Here is a 21,018-nt window from a genome sequence, read left to right on the forward strand (position 1 = left end):
ACGAGCTAGACCATGTTCAGGCCGATAGCCAGCGTATCCGACCAGCACCCCACCGAAGTGGCCATTCTAAGCTCTGCACTGAACCTCTTTATGCTGGTTGGTGAAGAGCAGGTGTCCGTCACCCGCCTAATTCAAACCGCCGCCATCAGCCGGTCTGTCTTCTACCACTATTTCAGTGGCAAGGACGATGTCTACGCTGCGTTGCTGTTGAATGACGAGCTGGGGCTGAGCCCCCTGTTCAAAGAGTGCCGTGAATCGCCGGAACTGGGCATCGCGCATCTGATGAGAGAGTTTCTTAACTACCGACTGCAATCCATTGATAATTATGGACTTTTTATTCGTCTTGAAAGTCATTTGAACGCCAGTGACTCGTCCCTGGAACGGTTTCAGCAATGGCAGCGCCTGCGTCGCAACCATGTGGAGCAGTTTACCGAACTGGCGCGCCACCAATGGGGGGTGGAGTCCCATCAGGACGACGATGACCTGCGCTACCTCTATTCTCTGGTCTGGTTGCTGGCCGATGGCATGGTGTCACTGAGAAACAACCCCATGTATCTGGAATTGGTTCAGGACCGGCGCGGCTTTAAACGCTTTTTGACCCGCCTGGCCGAACAGGCCGGAGCCCGAGGAGAGCCCTGATGAGACTGGATGACCTGCTGCGACAGATAGGCGACCAACACTTTCCACCGGTAGACCAGTGGAGTCCGGACTTCTGTGGCGATCTGGATATGGTGATTCACCGGTCCGGTCAGTGGTCGTACCAGGGTTCCCCCATTGGCCGGCCTGCCATGGTCAAATTATTTGCATCCATCCTAAAACGGGAAGGGGACGACTACTTTCTGGTGACGCCGGTCGAGAAGGTGGGCATTAGAGTCGAGGCAACCCCCTTCGTCGCCGTGTCGGCTGAGCGCGTTGATGATACCTGGATCGTAACCAACAACCTGGGTGAGCAGCAGCCACTCGACGCATCACACCCGCTCGATATCACCGACCCATCCGGCGAGCCGGTTATGCAGTGGCGACGAAACCTACCCGCACGCATTCATCAGAATGTGATGTATCAATGGCAGACCAGCGCGCTGGAAGCAGCGTCGCCCGACGATCAGGGTAAGCTTTGGCTTAGCAGTGGCGGGACAAGATTCTTACTGGCTGAGCTGGAAGGCTAGGAACTCAAGGTTCGGAGTCCAAATTGGGTTTATACCTTGAACCCGCGACGGATAGCCGGGCTGCTCTTGCGGGGGGCGCCGTAAATACATCCGTGTAGGCTTAACTTCGGCCGAGGCGTCGTACCGATCCATACCTCAGATACCCCCGCAAAAGCAGCCCGGCCACCCGTCGCTTGCCAAATGCATACCCAAGCTTAGGAGTTTGCGCAACCAATTGAGTGTCAGGTGCCGGGTGTACCTATCTGGGGATAGTCTGAGGCATGGATGCCGAAGTCTAGGCCCCATGGATGGGTCCGCGCCGACCCCAGATAGGTACACTCGGTGCCTGCCACGGACTCATGGTACCAAGGCACAACCGAACTCCGAAACTTGAGTAATCCGGGCGCCTGTGCCGTAAGTCAGTGCCCGGGATGATCCAAGCTTACATATTTGGGTAGGTTGGGCCACCCGCACCTTCTGGCGTAACCCAGGTGATGTTTTGCGCCGGGTCTTTGATGTCACAGGTTTTGCAATGCACGCAGTTCTGCGCATTGATCTGGAAGCGTTTTTCCCCGGTTTCATCCTCAACCACTTCGTAAACACCAGCCGGGCAATAACGCTGGGCAGGTTCGGCGTATTTTGGCAGGTTATTGGCTATTGGAATGGAGGCATCCGCCAGTTTCAGGTGCACCGGCTGGTCTTCCTCGTGATTGGTGTTCGACAGATACACCGAGCTCAGCTTATCGAAGCTCAACACGCCATCCGGCTTGGGGTAGCTCAGTTGCGGGCAGTCACCGGCCAGTTTCGTCTGAGCATAATCCGGCGTCGTGTCCTGCATGGTCCAGGGGAGTTTGCCGCGGAACAGGTTGATGTCGATAAAGGCATAGGCCGAGCCGAGCACATTACCGAACTTGTGCTGCGCCGGGCCAAAATTGCGTTGCTGATGCAATTCCTGGTGTGCCCAGGATTGTTCAAACGCCGTGGCGTATTCCGCCAGGTCCTGACCGGCTTGCCAGTCTCCCTTGGCGCGTTCCAGAATGACGTCAGCAGCGACCATGCCAGACTTCATGGCGGTATGGCTGCCCTTGATCTTGGCAAAGTTCAGCGTGCCAGCATCGCAACCAATCAATAACCCACCGGGGAAGTGCATTTTGGGCAGGCTTTGCAAGCCGCCTTTGGCAATAGCGCGGGCACCGTACGAGACGCGCTTGCCGTTTTTCAGCGTGTTGGCAAACAACGGGTGGTGTTTCATGCGTTGAAATTCATCGAACGGACTGAGGTAGGGGTTCTGATAGCCCAGATCGGTGATCAGTCCCAGTACTACCTGGTTGTTCTCGATGTGGTACATGAAGGAACCGCCGTGAGCGCCGTGTTCAGCAAGCGGCCAGCCTGCGGTGTGAACCACCTTGCCTGGCTGGTGAACCGAAGGGTCGACGTCCCACAGCTCCTTAATGCCCAGCCCATAATGTTGTGGGTCTTTACCGGCATCCAGTTGAAAGGTGCGAATCAGGTTTTTACCCAGGTGACCGCGTGCGCCTTCGGCAAAGAGGGTGGTCTTGGCGCGCAGTTCCATGCCAGGCATGTAGCCGTCTTTTTCTGAACCGTCAGCGGCGACACCCATGTCACCGGTGATGATGCCCTCGACGGAACCGTCTTCGCCATACAAAACGTCGGCCGCGGCAAAGCCGGGGAAAATCTCAACGCCCAGACCTTCGGCCTGTTCAGCCAGCCAGCGGCACAGGTTGCCCAGGCTGATGATGTAGTTGCCTTCGTTGTGCATGGTTGCAGGCACAAACGCATTGGGCACCTTGATGCCCGCTTTTTCATTGCGCAGCATATAGATGTCATCGCCAGTCACGGAGGTGTTCAGCGGGGCACCCTTGTCTTTCCAGTCGGGAATCAGTTCATTCAGGGCACGTGGCTCGAAGACGGCGCCAGAGAGAATATGGGCTCCCACTTCGGATCCCTTTTCCACGACACAGACGGATAATTCCTGACCAGCATCGGCCGCACCTTGCATCAGCCGAATGGCTGCAGACAGACCGGCCGGGCCTGCGCCGACAACAACTACGTCAAATTCCATGGATTCGCGTTCCATAGGGACCTCCTGAACGAATTACCGGGGCGAACGGCCCGGTAACTGGGCTTTACGGTAACGGGATGGCGAAACCGGTCTCGGCCGCGCAACCTGTGACTCGCATACGATTGTAATGACCGGGTTTGGCGCCATAGAGAGCGTACAGGTCACCGTCTGGGTAAAGACAGAGCTGCGGCGCCACCTCGATTTGGCACCGAGTTTACCTGCTCAACCGGAAAAATTAAAACAACTGTTTGAAATTTTCGTTTAAAACGGATTAAATGTCCGCCGTGCGTGGTTGCCAGGGCAATGCCCTGATGGTGAGCCGCCAACCCCAAACTTCGACCGCCAATTCGACGGTCAACTGACCATGAGGACACGAGACCACTATGAAAATTCTGGTTCCGGTAAAGCGTGTTGTGGACTACAACGTCAAAGTCCGCGTCAAGCCAGACAACAGCGATGTGGATCTGGCCAACGTGAAAATGGATATGAATCCGTTCTGCGAAATTGCCGTCGAAGAAGCCGTGCGACTGAAAGAGCAGGGCACCGCCACCGAAATTGTGGTCGTGTCGATCGGTGAAGCCAAGGCCGAAGAGCAAATCCGCAAGGCCATGGCGCTGGGTGCTGACCGCGGCATCCTGATCACTACCGACGAAGCCCCCAGCTCACTGGGCGTGGCTAAACTGCTCAAGGCGATTGTCGATGAAGAGCAACCGGGCCTGGTGTTGCTGGGCAAGCAGTCTATCGACAGCGACAACAACCAGACTGGTCAGATGCTTGCCGCACTGACCGGCATGGCCCAGGGCACCTTTGCCAGCCAACTGTTAATAGATGGCGACAAGGCTCAGGTAACCCGTGAAATCGATGGCGGTTTGCAGACCCTGTCTCTGAATTTACCCGCCATCATCACCACTGACCTGCGCCTGAACGAGCCGCGCTATGCCAAATTGCCGGACATCATGAAAGCCAAGCGCAAACCGCTCGACAAGAAAACCGCAGCGGATTACGGCGTAACGCTCAGCAACAGCGTTAAAGTGCTCAGCGTAGAGCCACCTGCCGAGCGTAAGGGTGGCATTACCGTTGGCTCGGTGGCCGAGTTGGTCGACAAACTGAAAAACGAAGCGAAGGTGCTGTCATGAGTATTCTGATCATAGCTGAACACGATAATGCATCGCTGGCTCCGGTAACGTCCCATGTGGTCACGGCTGCCGCTAAAATCGGAGGCGACATCGATGTTCTGGTTGCCGGTTCCGGCGCCCAGTCCGTGGCTGATGAAGCCGCCAAACTGTCTGGTGTCAGCAAAGTTCTGTTTGCCGACGATGCGGCATACGGCCACCAGTTGGCCGAAAACCTGGCCGACCTGGTGGCTGAACTGGGCAAGTCATACAGCCACATACTGGCCCCGGCAACGACCAACGGCAAAAACATGATGCCGCGTCTGGCTGCTCTGCTCGACGTTGAGCAGATTTCAGACATTCTCAGCGTGGAATCGGCTGATACCTTCAAGCGTCCCATCTATGCAGGTAACGCCATTGCCACCGTGCAATCGAGCGACAGCATCAAGGTGATCACCGTGCGCGGTACCGCCTTTGACGCTTGTGAACTGGATGGCTCTGCATCCGTTGAAGCGGTAACCGGCGGTCACGATAAAGGCATCAGCGCCTTTGTCGGTGAAGACCTGGCCAAGTCGGACCGCCCTGAACTGACCGCTGCCCGCATCGTGGTCTCCGGTGGTCGTGGCATGCAAAACGGCGACAACTTCAAACTGCTGTACACCCTGGCCGATAAACTCGACGCGGCCGTCGGCGCCTCGCGCGCCGCGGTTGATGCCGGTTTCGTGCCGAACGACATGCAGGTTGGCCAGACGGGTAAGATCGTAGCGCCGGAACTCTACATCGCCGTCGGCATTTCCGGTCAGATTCAGCATTTGGCCGGCATGAAAGACAGTAAGGTGATTGTCGCCATCAACAAGGATGAAGACGCACCCATCTTCCAGGTAGCCGACTACGGCTTGGTAGCTGACCTATTTGACGCCTTGCCTGAGTTTGAAAAAGCGCTCTGAGCCATGGTTTGATTGTGATTCAGAAACCCGGCGCTGCCGGGTTTTTTTATAATCCAAGTTTGGAGTTTGCTTGTGATTTGGTGCCACGAATCCGTGTCAGGCACCGGGTGTACCTCTCTGGGGTCGGCGTTAATCCGTCCATGGAGCCTAGGCCGCAACATCCATGTTGCAGACTTCCCCACAGAGGCATACCCGGTATCCGCTGCGGGCCAACACCTTGAAGTAAACTGAATTTCGAAAGCCGCCCGATTTGGCCCGCTCACGGTTGGGCGGCGGGCCAACAGAGGGTATAGTGGCGGTCTTTGCAGGACGCAGCGGCGTCGGATGACTATCTATGAGTTGGTTTTTTACGCCACAGCACAAAGCCCAGAAAGATCGCGCCATTCTGAAGCGAATCGATGAAACCCTGAGCCGGCAAGGACTGCCCAGTGCTGTCCTGCATTTTGTGGTGTTTCTGTTGCTGGAATGGCAGTGGCTGGCCGTGGGACCTACGCCCAATGCCAGTTATGTCTTTGGCCTGGCGCTGGTCATTATGGCAGCCTGGCGCTTTATCATGATCGCCCAGTTTTCCGACTGGTATGCCCGCGGCCCGGCTCGCTGGCGCGATACCTTTATTCTCTCGGGTTTTCTCCACGCCGCGGTCTGGACGGCCTATCTGGTTTACCGTCTGGACGGGCCCGAACACCCGATTGCCTTGCTGGGTTTGTTGTACACCCTGTCGGTAGCGGCGGGCGGCACCTTTGTGTATTCCCTTTATGGCCGCACGGTTCGTGTGTATCTCGCCGTGCTATTACTGCCTATTGGTCTTTATTACCTGATCCGTGCGGAATCATCCGGTCATGTCTGGGTCGGGATTGCCTTTATCGCCGTTTATTTCTACCTGGTGAGTACGGCCGGCAGGGTTTCAGAGCTGGTCTGGAGTTTTCTGACGCACAACCACGAACTCAAGATGCGCCTCAAGGCGCTCGAAGAAGCCCGTGAAGAGAATGTGTTGCAGGCCACTACCAACCGGCGCTTCGTCAATCAGCTGTTGCACCGGGTTAAAACGCCCCTGAGCGGGTTGCTGGGTGTGTTAGGCATGCTCAGTCATGATGAACAGTCGACGGAACACCAGGGGATGCTCAGTATCGCCCGTCGCAGTGGCCGGTCTATTTTGGATCTGGTGACTGATCTCGAGGCCTTTATCGAACAGCGGGACCAGTCCCGGGTGCCTCAGTCAATCGTATTCAATCTGCGCAAGACACTGGAGCATGCTCTGTCCGATATGGGCAGCAAAGCGCATGAGCACGGCCTTGAGCTGGCCTATTTGTATCACCCCTCGGTACCCGAACGCATAGAGCTCGACCCGCAGTGGCTGTCGAATGCCTTTCGCCGCCTGCTAGACTTTACGCTCGACAGCGCGGAAGAGGGTGAAATTACGGTTCGCATTGCCATGGACGGGGATACCGAGCAGGGTGAAGACAACCTGTTGCTGTCTTTCTATTTCATCAATACCGAGGTCAGTGACGAGGACTTGCGCGCCGCCATTAACCGCAACATGAACACCCTGCCCGAAGACGAAGACGTCTCCGACCAGTTGACCCTGATGGTTGCTGCGGCGCAGTTCAAATCGATGAATGCCAAGCTTACCGTATCGTCGAAACAGGATCTGAGAAAGATCGTGGTCTCACTGCCCATTCAGGCCAGTTCCCAGCAAGCCAGCTCCTTCAGACCGGCCAAATACATGGCCGGCCGGTCCATTACACTGGTCGATCTGAGCCCGGTCACCGAGCGCGCGCTCAGTGCCGAGTTTTACAGCTGGGAAATGACGGTATCCACCTGGACGCTGGAGCGACTGCTCGAAGGCGATTCGATTCAGCCTACCGACTTTATCCTGATCAACCTGCCCGTCGAGGACGCCCGTGCCCAAAGTTATCTGGAACAGGTAAAGCTACTAAAAAGCCGGTTGCAAACCGAAGCACCACAGACCACTGTATTCCTCTATGCGTCTCAGTTGCAGCGCGGCTTGCTGGCGGATCTGGAGCTTGGCTTCCGGTTTATAGAGAAACCGGCCGCCCGGGATGAGCTGTTGCAAATGTTGCGGCAATCCCATGAGGCAACCCGGGTCGACACGGCGGCAGAGTACCGGTGTGATCAGGTGCGCGTGTTGCTGGCGGAAGACAACATGGTTAACCAGAAAGTGGTGGTGAGGTTGCTGGGTCGTATGGGCGCGCAGGTCGATACCTGCGTGAACGGTCTGGAAGCGTCGCAACAGGCAATTCAGGATCCACCCTATAATCTGGTGATTATGGATTGTCTGATGCCACGCATGGATGGGCTGGAGGCGACCCGAATCATCCGGCAACGGGAGATGGGCACTGGAACCCATTTGCCGATCATCGCGCTGACCGGAGAAGACACGCCGGAACAGGAACGGGCCTGTCTGGCGGCCGGAATGGACGATTTTATGACCAAACCGGTTACCTATGAGAACCTGATCACACTGATTCAACGATGGGTAGGTTGATACCCCCGGAATGAATGATATTCTTCCGCAAATTCAAATGGTTACCGTCCGTCGTTAAGGCAGGACTCACGCATCGGGCGGGCAAGACGCTTGCGAAGATGCCGGCACACAACGGACTTCAGTACAGGACACAGCAATGAATGCGGTACCCCAGGGCGTTACGGAACGACGCCTGCCATTCACATTCGCCAAACGCCATGGTGTGGTGATCGATTACGACCACGCAGATGGCCCACGCCTGTTGTACCGGCCGGATGTGAATCTGAATGCCTTGCAGGAGGCTCAGCGCCTGATGCAGGGCGTCTTCCCGCACATGCAGGTAAACGAACAGGAATTTTCCGACTACCTGAACCGTGCCTATCACACCGATTCCGACGACGCGATGCAGATGGTGGAAGGGCTTGGCGACACCATGGATCTCAGCTCTCTGGCCGACTCCGTCCCAGAAACCGAAGATCTGATGGAGCAGGAAGACGATGCCCCCATCATTCGCCTGATCAACGCCATTCTGTCTGAAGCCATTCGCGAGCAGGCGTCGGACATTCACATCGAAACCTATGAAAAACGCCTGTCGATCCGGTTTCGGGTCGATGGTGTGTTGCGTGAAGTGGTGCAGCCCAAGCGGGCACTGGCGCCCTTGCTGGTCTCCCGTATTAAAGTCATGTCGCGGCTCGACATTGCCGAAAAGCGCGTCCCCCAAGACGGGCGTATAGCGCTGCGGGTTGCGGGCCGGGAAGTGGACTTGCGGGTGTCGACCATTCCCTCCAACCACGGAGAGCGAGTGGTGTTGCGGTTGCTCGACAAGCAAGCGGGGCGTCTGGACGTCAACCAGCTCGGGTTAAACCCGCGCGATTTGAAAACCATCACCGATCTGATTCAACGCCCGCATGGCATTATTCTCGTTACCGGGCCGACAGGCTCCGGTAAAACCACGACGCTCTACGCGGCCCTGCAGTCTCTGAACAGTCACAGCCGTAATATCATGACGGTGGAAGACCCCATCGAATACAGCCTGCCAGGGGTTGGCCAAACCCAGGTGAACACCAAGGTCGATATGACCTTCGCCCGGGGGCTACGCGCCATTCTGCGCCAGGACCCGGATGTTGTGATGATCGGCGAGATTCGCGACTATGAAACGGCTGACATCGCCGTCCAGGCCAGCCTGACCGGTCACCTGGTGTTATCGACCCTGCACACCAACAGTGCTACCGGCGCGGTAACCCGCTTGCAGGACATGGGCATCGAACCCTTTTTGCTGGCCTCCAGCCTGATCGGCCTGGTCTCTCAGCGGCTGGTCCGTACTCTGTGTCCGGATTGCAAAACACCTTACCAGCCCGATGAAGCAGAATGCGAATTCCTGGGCATTTCGACCACTGACAAGCCGACCATCTACCATGCCGCCGGGTGTTCGGCCTGCAAGAGCACCGGCTATCGCGGCCGGTTGGGTCTGTATGAGTTTATTCGGGTAGACGAAGGCTTGCGCCAGCTGGTCCACGACCGCGCCGGTGATATTGATCTGGAGCGCCACGCCCGGACGCTGTCGCCGAGCATATTGCAAGACGGAAAAGACAAGGTACTGAAGGGTCTTACCACCGTTGAGGAAGTACTGCGCGTGTATCGGAGCTACTGAGTATGGCGGCTTTCGAATACGCGGCGCTCGATGCCAGGGGCAAACGCCGTAAAGGCGTGATTGAAGCAGACAGCAGTCGACAGGTGCGCCAGCAATTGCGCGACAAAGGCTGGTTCCCGGTCGATGTAGAGATGACTCAGCGGCGTCAGTCCCGGTCTGCCGGCCTTTTTGGTGGCCCGTCGGTGTCCATAGCCGATCTGGCCTTGCTGACCCGGCAATTGTCGACACTGGTCGCCTCTGGCATGCCATTGGAGGAGTGCATCCGGGCTGTCGCGGAGCAATCTGAACGGGCTCGGGTGCGCAGTCTGATGCTCGGTGTTCGCGCCCGGGTCATGGAAGGGTACAGTCTGGCGAAAGCGCTGGAAGATTTTCCGAGGGCTTTTCCGCCGCTTTACCGGGCAACGGTCGATGCCGGCGAGCACAGTGGTCACCTCGACCGGGTCATGCTGCGACTGGCCGACTACATGGAAGACCAGCAGCGAACCCGCAAACAGGTTCAGATGTCGTCCATCTATCCGGCCTTTCTGACACTGGTCGCTGTTGGCATCGTGGTGTTTCTGCTCAATTCTGTGGTGCCCGACATCGTTGGGGTGTTTTCCTCGACCGGTGAAGCGCTGCCCGGACCGACGCGGGCATTGCTCGCCGCCAGCGAGTGGATTCAGAGCTGGTGGCTGGTATCCTGCCTGGTAATCGTGGCTATGGTGATCGCGCTGATGCTCTGGAACCGGGCTCCGCGCCGGCGCCGGATTACCCACAGAGTGCTGCTGCGCCTGCCACTGATTGGCCGGGTCTCGCGCGGCTTCAATACCGCCCGTTTTATCAGCACGGTGGCCATTCTTTCCGGGTCTGGGGTGCCGCTGGTTGAAGCCATGCGCATCTCGTCCGAGGTGGTGACTAATCTTGAAATTCAGGCACGCGTAAAGGAAGCCGCTTTACGGGTGTCGGAAGGCGGCAGTCTGGGCAAGGCCCTGGCCGACGCCGGACACTTTCGGCCAATGATGTTGCACATGATCGCCAGTGGCGAAGCCAGTGGTGAGTTGGACAGCATGTTGCAGCGCACAGCCGATGCCGAGGACCAGCAGGTCAAGGAACTCATCGCCACCATTCTGGGGCTCTTCGAACCCTTGATGGTGTTGTTGATGGGGGGCATTGTACTGATCATCGTACTGGCGATCGTACTGCCCATAATGGAAATGAACAGCTTTGTAGGTTAGGACACAATGATGAAACGCAAACCGAATACACACAAGCAGGGCCCGGTTAACCAACAGGGCTTTACGCTGATCGAACTGATGGTGGTGCTGGTTATTCTCGGCGTCCTGTTTGGCCTGGTCGTCCCCAACGTAACCGGTCGGGGTGATGAAGCCCGGGTTACCGGTGCCAAGACGGACATCAAGACCATCGAGAACGCGCTTGAGACATACCGCCTGCACAATTCGCACTATCCGTCGACCGACCAGGGGCTCGATGCGCTGGTGACCAAGCCATCCGGTAATCCGGAACCCCGTAACTGGCGCGGCCCATACTTGCGTCAGACACCCACTGACCCATGGGGCAGTGAGTACGCCTACATCAATGACAACAACAATAATTTCGAGGTGATTTCCTACGGTGCAGACGGACAGCCAGGGGGCGACGAGCTGAACCAGGATATTTCGTCCAACGATACGGAATGAAATCCATCCGTCGCTCACACAGCAGCCAGGGAACCCGAGGGTTTTCGCTGCTCGAACTGATGGTTGTAATTGTCATCATCGGCATAGCGGCGGGCGCGGTTAGACTGGCGGTGACCGGCAACGACCCGGTTCAGGAACTGGAACAAGCTGCGGGTCAGTACGCCTACCGAATGGAACGTATTCAGGATCAGGTTTTGCTGAGTAACCGCGAGCGCGGCCTGATATTTGTTCAGGATGGTGTTTATCAGCTGGAATGGCGTGAAGGCGACGAGATGTTCAGCGAACCGGAGATTGTTTGGTCGCTGTATGAAGAAGAGAAAGTCTGGGGCGTATCAGAGGATATCCAATTAGGCCTGACGCTCGAAAACCAGTGGATTGAACTCAATCAGGCGCTACCAACCGAGCAGTTTGCTCTGGAGCCACACGTGATTCTGCTGCCCTCTGAAGACTATACCCCGGCCTATGATCTGACGCTGAGCCTGACCAGCAGTATTAACGACGAGGTTCGGGTGCGGGCCGATGGGTTTAACCGGCCGAAGGTGTTACGCGATGAACGCTGAACGCGGTTTTACACTCATTGAAGTCATGGTCGCGCTGGCTATTTTTGCGGTAATGGCCGGGGCCGTGTCACTGGCCAATACCCAGAACCTGATGTCCGCCCGGCAGATTCAGGAACAAACCCAGGCACGCTGGGTAAACGATACGGTGCTCAGCCAATTACGCATGACCGGGTTGCCCGACCCCGGCACTCAAACTGAACAGGTAACTTTCAACGATCAGACCTGGCGCGTTGAAGTAACGGTAACCGCCGTTGAAATGGAATTGCTGGGTCCTTTTTTACGGCGGGTAGAGCTGCGCGCCTTTCCGCCGGACAGTGACGCATCCGTTGATGCTCTCATTGCGGTGCTGGGAGCGACCCCGTGACGGCACCAGACCAGCATTCCGGTTTTACCCTGATTGAATTGATTATCGCCATGGCCATTTCAGCCATTCTGGCCGTTGGCACCTTTTATCTGGTGCAGGCATCACGTCAGACTCAGGACACCCTGGTCGTCCAGAACGAATACTATTCACAATTGACCCGCGTGGTTCGCACCCTGGTGACCGACTTGCACCAGTGGTCGCCGGATCGTCCGGTCAGGGACCCTTTTGGCGATTACCAGGATGCCATGCTGCTTGATCTGGATGCACTGTATCTGACCCGTAACGGCTGGGCACTGAGCCGTTTCGTGGAAACCGAGCGGTCAACACTGCAGCGCATCAGCTATCAGTTGGCGGAGCAGGGCAGTGAGTTGTGCCCCAATTTGGATGACAACCAGCAACCTCAGCCCAGGGAACGCCACTATTGCCTGATTCGCAGCCAGCGACAGCATCTGGATGACGACGGTCGCCTTGAATGGCAACACCAGATGCTGATGCGGCCGGTGCAATCGCTACAATGGCAATTTCTTGTTGAGATCGGCGAGGAACAAAACTGGCAGGATACCTGGCCACCTGAAGGCCTGCTCGACCCGGATACCGTACCCCGTTTACTGGCTGTGCAGTTTGAACTGCAGACCGGGCAGGACGATGCCATCCGCCGTCTGGTCAGAGTGCCCCAGAGTTACCGGGTATCGGAGACCGCCAATGAAGACTGAGCGCGGCTTTGCCCTGATTCAGGTGTTACTGGTGTTCGCCATGCTGGCGATCATCGTTGCGCGCCTGCAGTATGAACAAAAAATTCAGATAGAACGGGCCTATCAGTCATTGTTTCTGAGCCAGGCTCAGGCTTATATCGACAGTGCGGAAGACATTGCCCGGGTCGGGCTGGCACTGGACCGGAAAGACAATGAAACCGATCATCTGGGCGAACTCTGGAACCAGCCAGCCGTCTCGTTTCCGGTAGAACAGGGGGTGATCTCCCTCGAAATGAACGACTTGCAGGGCCGATTTAACCTGAATTCACTGCATCCCGGAGCCGCCAACCCGGAAGGCGCGAAAACGGGGTTGAAGCGGCTGCTGTTAACCCTGGGGCTCGACGAGAACATTGCCGACGAACTGAGCGACTGGTTCGATTCGGACAGTGGTGCTGAATTTAACTACAGCGACCAGGAGCCACCTTATACACCCTCTTTTCAGCCAATGGCGGACAGCAGCGAGCTGCTGTTGCTAAAATCTGTAGACCGGGATGTACTGGCTGTTTTGAAGCCTTTTGTGGCCGCCTTGCCACCGAAGACCAAGTTGAACATTAACACAGCGCCGGCCGAGGTACTGATGACCATTGCCCCTTATCTCAGTGAGGGCGATGTCGATACCTTTGTTCAGGAACGAACGGAAGAACCCTATGAATCGGTTGATGATCTGTTGAATCAGGCGGTGTTTCAGGTAGAAGAAGACGAACAGCCGGTACCCCTGTTAAACGACAACCTGACTGTTGCGTCCGACTGGTTCACCTTATTTGCTGAAGTTACGCTCGATGGCCGAACCCTGACCCAGAGCAGCCAGCTATTGCGTGACGACGACACGGCTCGTGTTGTGCTCAGATCCCAGGCCAGCACTGAAGCGAACCGGACACCGGGCGATACCACCAAGGACGACCCCCTATGATTGCGCAGGAGTATTCATGAACGTGCAGATTTCGATTTTCTGGCAAGACCCCACCCGCCTGCGCTGGCGCTGGTCCGATTCTACCGAGGTTCATGAAGGCCGTTGGGACGACGTACAACTGGAACGTCAGAATCGGAACCTCGATGCGGTCTCTACTCGAGTGTATCTGCCGCATCAGGGTTTTACCGCACTGCAGGTCTCGGTACCCGGTGGCGCGCGGAGAATTCCCGAGGCCGTGTTGCGCTTCGCCGCCGAAGAGCAACTGGCTCAGGACATCGACAGCTTGCACATCGTTCCACTGGCCAGACCCAACCAGGGCAGCCTGCCCGTAGTGGTGATTGAAACCCAGCGTCTGCGCGAGCTGCAAGAGACACTGGCAGAGGGCGGCTTCACGCTGGTACAGGCCTTCGATGCCGGCTATTGCCAGGTCAGCAAGCCGGAAACCCAGGATGTCAGCATCGACGTTACCTCTGGCCGGGTGCTTTGCCGCGCCGGTTGGGAATTACACCAGATCCACCCGAATGGGTTCTCGCAGTGGTTCGAATTGTGGAAGCGCAGCCAGGGGCTGGGCGAGACTGCCTTGCAAATTACCCTGACCAGCCGCAGTGCCGACGACCTCGGGCGCACCTTGAAAACAGAGCTCGAAGCCGCGGGCGATGACGTCAACTGGCAGGTTAAACCAGAAACCGACTTGCCGGAGTGGGATGAAACCGTTGCCGATAGCCGCTATCAGGGAAACCTGATGACTGGGCCATTCGCGCTGCGTAAATCCAGCAGTCACACGGCCTACTGGGTACCAACGGCACTCGCTGCCGGTTTTGCCCTGGCCGTCTGGACCGGCCTGACCATCAGCCAGGGCTGGCAGGACAAAGCCGAGGCCGCTTCGACCTGGACCGCCAGTGAAACCGTGTTTAAACAGGTGTTCGGACAGAACAAACGCATCCAGCAACCACTGATGGTGCGTGAGCTGGACAACCGGATTCAAGCCATGCAGCAGCCCGATGACGCTAGCGGCGGTTCGGTACTTGCCGCCATGGATGCCCTCGGTACACTCGATTCCGGCCTGTTACTGGAAGATTTTCGCTATCAGGCCAGTCGGCGGGAAATGCTGTTTACCGTCATCCGTAATGGCAACGCTGAATCCGACGCCTTTGGCGAATTTGAACAGTTGAAACGTCGCCTCGAGCAAGCCGGCTATCGGGTTGAATATTCAGCCAGTCAGGATCGGGATGCCGTTCGTGGCCGCTACCGGGCCACCCGGGAGGTACAATCATGACACTTCAGGCAACCACTTTGTTTGAACCCCTCGCCCTGCGCTGGCAAGGCTTGCCCACGCGTGATCGCCGCGCCTTGTCGGTGCTGCTAGTTACGGGCGCACTACTGGTGCTCTGGTTCGGCATCATCAACCCAACACTAAACTGGCGCGAGTCAACCCGGTCCGACCTGAGAGCCGCTGAAGAGACCTTCCGGCAACTGGTCGAGCGAGCACCGCTGGCCATGGCCTCTGCGGGAAGCAGTGCTCAGGGGCCAGCAGCAGGGGGGTCTCTGAATGCTGAGGTGCGCAACCAGGCGAATCGTTTCGGTGTGGTCATCCAGAGCTTTGAACCGGACGGAGAACAGATTCGGGTTCGTGTCGACAGCGTGCGCTTTACCAATCTGATGCGCTGGCTGGGCGCCCTGGAAGCCAGGGGCATTGGCGCACCGCAACTGACGCTTGAGGCGACTGACCGGGCAGGGCAGGTCTCGGTGCAGGCCAGTTTCAGTCGCTGATCTGGATCATTTCATCGTCGACTAAATACTGGCAAGATACCTGATAGTAACCATTACAATGGTCAACAATAAAAGCATAATAACTCAGAGGGTATGGAATCCGTATGGCGACTATTGATCTAAACGACGTTGAACTCATGGCACTGGATGAACGCTGCAGTCGCCAGGCTCGGTCGCTGTTATACCATTCCTATAAAGACGAACCCACCTTCAAGTACCTGCTCGACAGCAGTCGCCCGGGTTACAAGCAACGAATCCGAGCCACCATACGGGAGCTTATTCGCCTCCATTTCGAGCGCGGCGAAACGGTACTGGGCGTGGTTCACAAGCAGGATCGCCGGGTACTTGGCGTGGCCTTCGTCAGCGACGTTGAACTGAAAATGGACATATCCCGCCAGTTCCTGTGGCGCCTGAAAATGACCCTGACCGCCGGGTTTGAAGGAACCCGCCGGTATATCCAGTATTTCAACGACGTTCAAAGCAGTTTGCCCAACAAGGCGCATCGCACGGTTAGCCTGATCGGTATCCACCCCGAATTTCAGAAGCAGGGTCTCGGGCGCCTGCTGATGGAAGCCGTGCATCAACAGGTCAGTGACGATGCCCAGTCTATCGGTGTATTTCTCGATACGGGCAACACCCGCTACCTGACATTCTATGAAAGCCTCGGCTACGAGCGCTTCGCCGACATCAAAATGGGTAACGACCTGACTGAGGTTGTACTGTTCAAAGCCAACCCCAATTACGTAGAACAGGCTGCTTGAAGGCTTTTGAGCTGTTAGCTTCGAGCTGCGAGCTTTAAGTTAAGTACTCCGAACTCGCTGCTTGCCGCCCATAATTCTAGAAACCCCGGTTATGCCGGGGTTTTTCACGTTTTAACCGGGAATGACTATGACCAAACCATCTTACGACTACGACCTTGTTGTTATTGGCGCCGGCTCCGGCGGTGTGCGAGCGGCGCGCATGGCGGCCACTAAAGGGGCGAGAGTCGCCATTATCGAATCCCGTTACCTGGGTGGTACCTGCGTTAACGTCGGCTGTGTGCCGAAGAAACTCTTTGTCTATGCCTCTGAATTCTCTCAGGCATTTAAGGATTCCGCCGGTTTTGGCTACACGGTAGATAAAAAGCCTGAGTTTGAATGGGCTCGCCTGAGAGATAATAAAACCAATGAAATCAAACGGTTAAACGGAGTTTATGATGGCTTGTTAAGCCGCGCCGGGGTAGACATCATCCACGGCCATGGTCGCTTTATCGATGACCACAGAGTAGCCGTCGACGACCGCCAGATCAGCGCTGCCCATATTTTGATTGCAACCGGTAGCTGGCCGGTTATGCCGGATGTCGAAGGTGCCGAGCACATTATCAGTTCCAATGAAGTCTTCTATCTGGAGACCTTTCCCAAAGACGTTATCGTTATCGGCGGGGGCTATATTGCGGTTGAGTTTGCCGGCATCTTCAACGGTCTCGGTGCCAAAACCCACCTGCTTTATCGCGGCGAGCCGGTCTTGCGCGGGTTTGATGACGACATTCGCGAGTTTGTCTCCAGTGAATTGGAGCAGGCGGGCATTCAGTTGCTCTACAATCGCGACATCGCCAAGGTAGAAGCGCTGGAATCAGGCCGGTTCAGAGTCACTATGTCAGACGGCAGCGTCCGTGAGACCGACCTGGTCGTCAGTGCCATTGGACGCCGCCCCTTGTTAGACGGCATGGACATCGAGAAGGCCGGAGTAAAGGCCGCCCCTAAAGGACATCTGGAGGTGAACGACCATTATCAGACCAATGTCCCGCACATTTTCGCGCTGGGTGACGTCATTGGCCGTATCCAGCTGACGCCGGTGGCCCTGGCTGAAGGGATGTACGTCGCAGATTATCTCTTTGGCGAATCCACGCCACGCCCCGTCGACTACGATCTCATCCCCACCGCTGTTTTTTGCCAGCCCCCGATTGGTACGGTAGGTATGACAGAAGCCCAGGCGGCAAAGCGCTACGAGCGTGTCGAAGTCTACCAGGCCAACTTCAAGGCCATGAAAAACACCCTCTCTGGTAACCCGGAACGCACGCTGATGAAGCTGCTGGTCGATTGCGACTCACGTAAGGTGATAGGGGCTCACATGGTGGGCGAGAGTGCCGGTGAAATCATTCAGGGGCTGGCGGTAGCGATGACCGCCGGTGCTACCAAGGATGACTTCGACCACACCATTGGGATTCACCCAACCGCCGCAGAAGAATTCGTCACCATGCGCTCTCCGGCCAGAATCATCGGTAGAGACAGTGAAGACGATTAAACCGGGCTTATTTTCTTGCCCCGGGCTGAGTTGTGGCGTGCCTGGCGTTCGACATCGATGTAGCGATCGGTGATGGCGCTGGAACCGTGACCTGCGTCATCGCGCACATGTTCCCTGGGACGCATTTTTACGTCTTCTGAGATGCCAGTGTGGCGCAGCCAGTGCACGGTGGCCGCTTGCAGGGCATCGGCTTCTTCGGGCTCACCCTGGGCTCTGAGCCGGTCGATGGCGCGGTCGAAACTGTCCTGAACGATAAATCGGATCTGCCGGGTGCTGCTGATGCCACCCTTGCCGCGAATTTTCGGGATCAGCGGGCTCGATTCTCCGGGTAAGGGCAGTGGTGTCATGCCCAGAAAGCCCCGGAACCGGCGCAAGGCGTCCAGCATGGCGTCGGAGACCGAAATATCGCGTTCCTTGTTGCCTTTACCCACGGTGGTAAACCACCAGTTGCCTTGGCTGTCCTGCCGGAAATCGCCCATACTGGGTTGCCACCGGTCAGACTCTGCCAATTCCGATATGCGCAAATACATGCCGAACAGGCAGCTCATGATGAACAGTGCGCGTTCGAAGCGGGGCGGGTCTTCCGGCATGGCCTGATCCATGGCATTCAGTACCTCATGCCACTGGGCTTCCGACAGACGGCGGATCGCCTGAGATCCCTGGCGTTTGCGCAGAAACTTGCCCTTTTGGCGAATCTGGGCAACTGGATTTAGCTCAACGTGTTCTTCCTGAATCAGATAATTAAAATAAGTGCTCAAGACCGAGAAGATCGCCTGCAGGGCGCCCTGACTTAGAACATAGGCTTTGGGGTCTGCGGAGACGCCCAGCTTGTGATCACGTTTGGACACCTTGGCGACGAAAGGACGCCACTCCGGGTTGATGGCACGACCGCCGCCTGCATTGATAAATCGGGCGACGCTTTTGGTGCCGATCCAGTGGCGGGGCGGATTCTGGCAAAACTCAATGAACTGCTCAATGTGTTGACGCCGCACCTCGGCCAGCGTCAGCCCCTGTATCAGCCAGCACCATTGAACAAAGCGCTCAATTTCCCGGCGGTAGCTAGCAAAGGTATCCGGGCTACCACGATAGCTGTACAGAAATTCGGTCGATCGCTGCAAGTCGGCTTGCAACTGCGAAGCCTCAATTCGGGCTGCTTTATCGAGAACATCGCCGGGCTCCACCCGATCCCGAAACGGATTACCCATTTCAGACAGGTTATCAAACACCGGAGTGGGGGCCGGGTAGGGGGCGTTCAACAGAGGTTCTCCTCAGGCATCAAGGTTAACTAACCAGAATGTGGTTTCAATCATTAAAGTATGCGCGTCCCACACCGGAGCTGACAAGGTGACCTTCGGATGTGGGCGCTGCGCGGCACACAGGATACACTAGCCCCATGAACCGATTCACATCCCGACATGGCTTACCGGTGCACCGGCTGACTCAATCGCTGGAAGGCGTTATGGGTTATATCGCCTGGGCGATTGTCTGCTATCTGACATTGAGTAATGCACCAGCCAATACCGAGGCCGGGCAGATTCGGCTGTTTGTCATAGTGGCCCTGTTACTGCTTTTTATCGTTGGCTTCTTCTACACCACCCGAGAGCAGCAATACCAGCGCATGGACACCCGTATCCGGCAGCTTTCCTTTGCCGTGCAGTTCCTGGCGGTGCTGGGCATTCGTTTTGTTGCTGAATCCGGGGTTATCGCCATTTTGAGCGTTTCCCTGGCGGCGCAACTGCCGTTTCTGATGTCCAGAACGTTCTCCTATCTGACGGTACTGGTGCTGGTGTTGATCGATCTGGCCTTTATCTGGGGTGAGCCCGATGCCATTATCTGGACGGCTCTGGGCGCTGCCTTCCACGTGTTCGCCCTGCTGATGAGTCAACGGGTGATTCAGGAGCAGGAAGCACGCGATCAGATCACGATCCTGAACCGCGAGTTACTGGCTACCCAGGCCTTACTGGAAGAGTCGGCCAAACAGACCGAGCGCATCCGCATTGCCCGGGACCTGCACGATGGCCTAGGTCACCATCTGACCGCCCTGATTCTCAAGCTGCAGTACCTCACGCATACCACGGAAGGGGAAACCCGCACCCGCATCGAGGAAACCCACCAGCTGTCGCGCCTGTTGCTGACCGATGTGCGCAATACCGTGCATGAAATGCGCGGCGACTCCAGCATTCGACTCAAAGAGGCGCTCGAAGCACTGATCTCCCAGATTCCCCGGTTGCAGATCAACCTGCGCTTGGACGACAACATCAGTGTTGCCGACATCGAAGTAGCGGAGGCCCTGTTTCGTTGCATCCAGGAAGCGGTAACCAATACCCTGAAACATGGCAATGCCAGCGAGATGAACATCGACCTGCAACATGGCGTCAATGACGTTGTGCTCACCATTACCGACAATGGCGGTTGCCAGCTCGACTGGCGCGAAGGCGCCGGGCTCAGAGGTATGCGCGAACGCATTGAAGCGCTTAAGGGCAAGCTGGATGTCGCCTCCGGTGCCGGCTTCAAACTTAATATCACCATCCCTGTTATGGAGTCGCTATGAGCGAGTCAGTCAACGTTATGCTGGTTGATGACCAGACCCTGGTGCGTGAAGGCATCAAATCACTGCTGCAGCTGGCCGGGCATATCGAGATTCTTGGCGAGGCCAGCGACGGCGTGGAAGCGCTGGAAGCTCTTAATACACTCAGCCCCGACGTGATTCTGATGGATATTCGAATGCCGCGTCTGGACGGCATTGAAACGCTCAAAACGCTGACCGCGCAGGGCAGTGCCATACCGGTCATCATCCTCACCACCTTCGATGACCATGAACTGGTGCTCAGTGCCATTCGGGCGGGCGCCCGCGGGTTTCTGCTCAAGGACGTCTCACTGGAAAGCCTGGTCGAGGCGATCGATGCCGTGCATCGTGGTGAAACACTGATTCAGCCCGCTGTCACCGAACGGGTGCTCAAAGGCTTTACCGAGTTGCAAACCCAAAGCAAGGTAGAACGAGACCCGATTCAGGAACCGCTGACGCAGCGGGAAATCGAAATTGTCCGGCTGATGGCTGGTGGCTACAGCAACAAGGAGATTTCACGGGCCATCTTCAAGTCCGAAGGCACCATCAAGAATCACGTGTCCAATATCCTCGCCAAGTTGAATGTCCGGGATCGTACTAGGGCGGTATTGAAAGCATTGGAGCTGGGGTTGATCTGAATCAAGGCCGGCAGGCCAGGGGGTTGTACCCTCGGGTGAAAGTCGCGATACTGACGCAATAGAATCTACCGTGTAG

At 56.8% G+C, this 21,018-nt stretch carries 20 protein-coding genes; 18 read left to right on the forward strand and 2 right to left on the reverse strand.

Annotation, left to right across the window (positions count from 1 at the left end):
• The first annotated feature begins 12 nt into the window (after window positions 1-12).
• Window positions 13-639: a TetR/AcrR family transcriptional regulator gene (locus ABJT94_RS10970; protein ID WP_348475313.1), complete on the forward strand. Its 627-nt coding sequence runs from the start codon at window positions 13-15 to the stop codon at window positions 637-639.
• Window positions 639-1,166: a DUF1285 domain-containing protein gene (locus ABJT94_RS10975; protein ID WP_348475311.1), complete on the forward strand. Its 528-nt coding sequence runs from the start codon at window positions 639-641 to the stop codon at window positions 1,164-1,166. Before ABJT94_RS10970 ends, ABJT94_RS10975 begins: the two co-directional genes overlap by 1 nt.
• 421 nt (window positions 1,167-1,587) lie before the next feature.
• Here ABJT94_RS10975 and ABJT94_RS10980 read toward each other — a convergent pair whose 3' ends face one another.
• Complete coding sequence (locus ABJT94_RS10980) at window positions 1,588-3,243, reverse strand: electron transfer flavoprotein-ubiquinone oxidoreductase (protein ID WP_348475309.1); 1,656 nt, start codon at window positions 3,241-3,243, stop codon at window positions 1,588-1,590.
• A gap of 368 nt (window positions 3,244-3,611) precedes the next feature.
• On the opposite strand from ABJT94_RS10980, the gene ABJT94_RS10985 reads away from it, so the two are divergent.
• The 14 genes from ABJT94_RS10985 (at window position 3,612) to gorA (ending at window position 17,738) form a co-directional block, all read left to right on the forward strand.
• The gene (locus tag ABJT94_RS10985) at window positions 3,612-4,364 is read left to right on the forward strand and encodes an electron transfer flavoprotein subunit beta/FixA family protein (RefSeq protein ID WP_127555356.1); all 753 of its coding nucleotides are present in this window, start codon (window positions 3,612-3,614) and stop codon (window positions 4,362-4,364) included.
• Window positions 4,361-5,287 carry an FAD-binding protein gene (locus ABJT94_RS10990; protein WP_348475307.1) on the forward strand — a complete coding sequence of 309 codons (927 nt, stop codon included), beginning with the start codon at window positions 4,361-4,363 and terminating at the stop codon, window positions 5,285-5,287. Before ABJT94_RS10985 ends, ABJT94_RS10990 begins: the two co-directional genes overlap by 4 nt.
• 334 nt (window positions 5,288-5,621) lie before the next feature.
• Window positions 5,622-7,793: a response regulator gene (locus tag ABJT94_RS10995; protein ID WP_127555358.1), complete on the forward strand. Its 2,172-nt coding sequence runs from the start codon at window positions 5,622-5,624 to the stop codon at window positions 7,791-7,793.
• A gap of 136 nt (window positions 7,794-7,929) precedes the next feature.
• Window positions 7,930-9,423 carry a type II secretion system ATPase GspE gene (gene gspE, locus ABJT94_RS11000; protein ID WP_127555359.1) on the forward strand — a complete coding sequence of 498 codons (1,494 nt, stop codon included), beginning with the start codon at window positions 7,930-7,932 and terminating at the stop codon, window positions 9,421-9,423.
• A gap of 2 nt (window positions 9,424-9,425) precedes the next feature.
• Window positions 9,426-10,637, forward strand: coding sequence for a type II secretion system inner membrane protein GspF (gene gspF / locus ABJT94_RS11005; protein WP_348475305.1), 1,212 nt, complete (start codon window positions 9,426-9,428; stop codon window positions 10,635-10,637).
• A 6-nt stretch (window positions 10,638-10,643) separates the two neighbouring features.
• The gene (gene gspG / locus ABJT94_RS11010; protein WP_348475303.1) at window positions 10,644-11,099 is read left to right on the forward strand and encodes a type II secretion system major pseudopilin GspG; all 456 of its coding nucleotides are present in this window, start codon (window positions 10,644-10,646) and stop codon (window positions 11,097-11,099) included.
• Window positions 11,096-11,659 carry a prepilin-type N-terminal cleavage/methylation domain-containing protein gene (locus tag ABJT94_RS11015; RefSeq protein ID WP_348475302.1) on the forward strand — a complete coding sequence of 188 codons (564 nt, stop codon included), beginning with the start codon at window positions 11,096-11,098 and terminating at the stop codon, window positions 11,657-11,659. The genes gspG and ABJT94_RS11015 overlap by 4 nt, the downstream gene beginning before the upstream one ends.
• The gene (gene gspI, locus ABJT94_RS11020) at window positions 11,649-12,023 is read left to right on the forward strand and encodes a type II secretion system minor pseudopilin GspI (RefSeq protein ID WP_164743792.1); all 375 of its coding nucleotides are present in this window, start codon (window positions 11,649-11,651) and stop codon (window positions 12,021-12,023) included. Before ABJT94_RS11015 ends, gspI begins: the two co-directional genes overlap by 11 nt.
• Window positions 12,020-12,736: a type II secretion system protein GspJ gene (locus tag ABJT94_RS11025; RefSeq protein WP_348475301.1), complete on the forward strand. Its 717-nt coding sequence runs from the start codon at window positions 12,020-12,022 to the stop codon at window positions 12,734-12,736. Before gspI ends, ABJT94_RS11025 begins: the two co-directional genes overlap by 4 nt.
• A complete protein-coding gene (gspK, locus tag ABJT94_RS11030; protein ID WP_348475300.1) occupies window positions 12,726-13,685 on the forward strand; it encodes a type II secretion system minor pseudopilin GspK in 960 nt (319 codons plus the stop codon). The genes ABJT94_RS11025 and gspK overlap by 11 nt, the downstream gene beginning before the upstream one ends.
• Window positions 13,686-13,701: 16 nt before the next feature.
• Complete coding sequence (gene gspL, locus ABJT94_RS11035; protein WP_348475299.1) at window positions 13,702-14,961, forward strand: type II secretion system protein GspL; 1,260 nt, start codon at window positions 13,702-13,704, stop codon at window positions 14,959-14,961.
• Window positions 14,958-15,455: a type II secretion system protein M gene (locus tag ABJT94_RS11040; RefSeq protein WP_348475298.1), complete on the forward strand. Its 498-nt coding sequence runs from the start codon at window positions 14,958-14,960 to the stop codon at window positions 15,453-15,455. Before gspL ends, ABJT94_RS11040 begins: the two co-directional genes overlap by 4 nt.
• A 104-nt stretch (window positions 15,456-15,559) precedes the next feature.
• Window positions 15,560-16,216: a GNAT family N-acetyltransferase gene (locus tag ABJT94_RS11045; protein ID WP_348475297.1), complete on the forward strand. Its 657-nt coding sequence runs from the start codon at window positions 15,560-15,562 to the stop codon at window positions 16,214-16,216.
• Between the two features lie 127 nt (window positions 16,217-16,343).
• Complete coding sequence (gene gorA / locus ABJT94_RS11050) at window positions 16,344-17,738, forward strand: glutathione-disulfide reductase (protein WP_348475296.1); 1,395 nt, start codon at window positions 16,344-16,346, stop codon at window positions 17,736-17,738.
• On the opposite strand, the gene ABJT94_RS11055 is transcribed toward gorA, so the two are convergent.
• Window positions 17,735-18,994 (reverse strand): site-specific integrase, encoded by a 1,260-nt coding sequence (locus ABJT94_RS11055; RefSeq protein ID WP_348475295.1) that lies wholly within the window; start codon window positions 18,992-18,994, stop codon window positions 17,735-17,737. The two genes, gorA and ABJT94_RS11055, sit on opposite strands and share 4 nt — an antisense overlap.
• A gap of 137 nt (window positions 18,995-19,131) precedes the next feature.
• Here ABJT94_RS11055 and ABJT94_RS11060 point away from each other — a divergent pair, with 137 nt between their 5' ends.
• Both ABJT94_RS11060 and ABJT94_RS11065 read left to right on the forward strand, forming a co-directional pair.
• On the forward strand, window positions 19,132-20,289 hold the full coding sequence (locus ABJT94_RS11060; protein WP_348475294.1) for a sensor histidine kinase: 1,158 nt from the start codon (window positions 19,132-19,134) through the stop codon (window positions 20,287-20,289).
• A complete protein-coding gene (locus tag ABJT94_RS11065; protein WP_348475293.1) occupies window positions 20,286-20,942 on the forward strand; it encodes a response regulator transcription factor in 657 nt (218 codons plus the stop codon). Before ABJT94_RS11060 ends, ABJT94_RS11065 begins: the two co-directional genes overlap by 4 nt.
• The last annotated feature ends 76 nt before the right edge of the window (window positions 20,943-21,018 follow it).

The organism is Saccharospirillum sp. (genome assembly GCF_039982735.1).
Classification (GTDB): Bacteria; Pseudomonadota; Gammaproteobacteria; order Pseudomonadales; family Natronospirillaceae; genus Saccharospirillum.

What these genes read in the sequence shown, in the direction of transcription:
- ABJT94_RS10975 (WP_348475311.1), top strand. Translation starts at nt 639, where the DNA reads ATGAGACTGGATGACCTGCTGCGACAGATAGGCGACCAACACTTTCCA.
- ABJT94_RS10980 (WP_348475309.1), bottom strand. Translation starts at nt 3,243, where the DNA reads ATGGAACGCGAATCCATGGAATTTGACGTAGTTGTTGTCGGCGCAGGC.
- ABJT94_RS10985 (WP_127555356.1), top strand. Translation starts at nt 3,612, where the DNA reads ATGAAAATTCTGGTTCCGGTAAAGCGTGTTGTGGACTACAACGTCAAA.
- gspK (WP_348475300.1), top strand. Translation starts at nt 12,726, where the DNA reads ATGAAGACTGAGCGCGGCTTTGCCCTGATTCAGGTGTTACTGGTGTTC.
- ABJT94_RS11060 (WP_348475294.1), top strand. Translation starts at nt 19,132, where the DNA reads ATGAACCGATTCACATCCCGACATGGCTTACCGGTGCACCGGCTGACT.
- gspG (WP_348475303.1), top strand. Translation starts at nt 10,644, where the DNA reads ATGATGAAACGCAAACCGAATACACACAAGCAGGGCCCGGTTAACCAA.
- ABJT94_RS11065 (WP_348475293.1), top strand. Translation starts at nt 20,286, where the DNA reads ATGAGCGAGTCAGTCAACGTTATGCTGGTTGATGACCAGACCCTGGTG.
- ABJT94_RS10990 (WP_348475307.1), top strand. Translation starts at nt 4,361, where the DNA reads ATGAGTATTCTGATCATAGCTGAACACGATAATGCATCGCTGGCTCCG.
- gorA (WP_348475296.1), top strand. Translation starts at nt 16,344, where the DNA reads ATGACCAAACCATCTTACGACTACGACCTTGTTGTTATTGGCGCCGGC.
- ABJT94_RS10970 (WP_348475313.1), top strand. Translation starts at nt 13, where the DNA reads ATGTTCAGGCCGATAGCCAGCGTATCCGACCAGCACCCCACCGAAGTG.
- ABJT94_RS11015 (WP_348475302.1), top strand. Translation starts at nt 11,096, where the DNA reads ATGAAATCCATCCGTCGCTCACACAGCAGCCAGGGAACCCGAGGGTTT.
- gspI (WP_164743792.1), top strand. Translation starts at nt 11,649, where the DNA reads ATGAACGCTGAACGCGGTTTTACACTCATTGAAGTCATGGTCGCGCTG.
- ABJT94_RS10995 (WP_127555358.1), top strand. Translation starts at nt 5,622, where the DNA reads ATGAGTTGGTTTTTTACGCCACAGCACAAAGCCCAGAAAGATCGCGCC.
- ABJT94_RS11045 (WP_348475297.1), top strand. Translation starts at nt 15,560, where the DNA reads ATGGCGACTATTGATCTAAACGACGTTGAACTCATGGCACTGGATGAA.
- gspE (WP_127555359.1), top strand. Translation starts at nt 7,930, where the DNA reads ATGAATGCGGTACCCCAGGGCGTTACGGAACGACGCCTGCCATTCACA.
- ABJT94_RS11040 (WP_348475298.1), top strand. Translation starts at nt 14,958, where the DNA reads ATGACACTTCAGGCAACCACTTTGTTTGAACCCCTCGCCCTGCGCTGG.
- gspF (WP_348475305.1), top strand. Translation starts at nt 9,426, where the DNA reads ATGGCGGCTTTCGAATACGCGGCGCTCGATGCCAGGGGCAAACGCCGT.
- gspL (WP_348475299.1), top strand. Translation starts at nt 13,702, where the DNA reads ATGAACGTGCAGATTTCGATTTTCTGGCAAGACCCCACCCGCCTGCGC.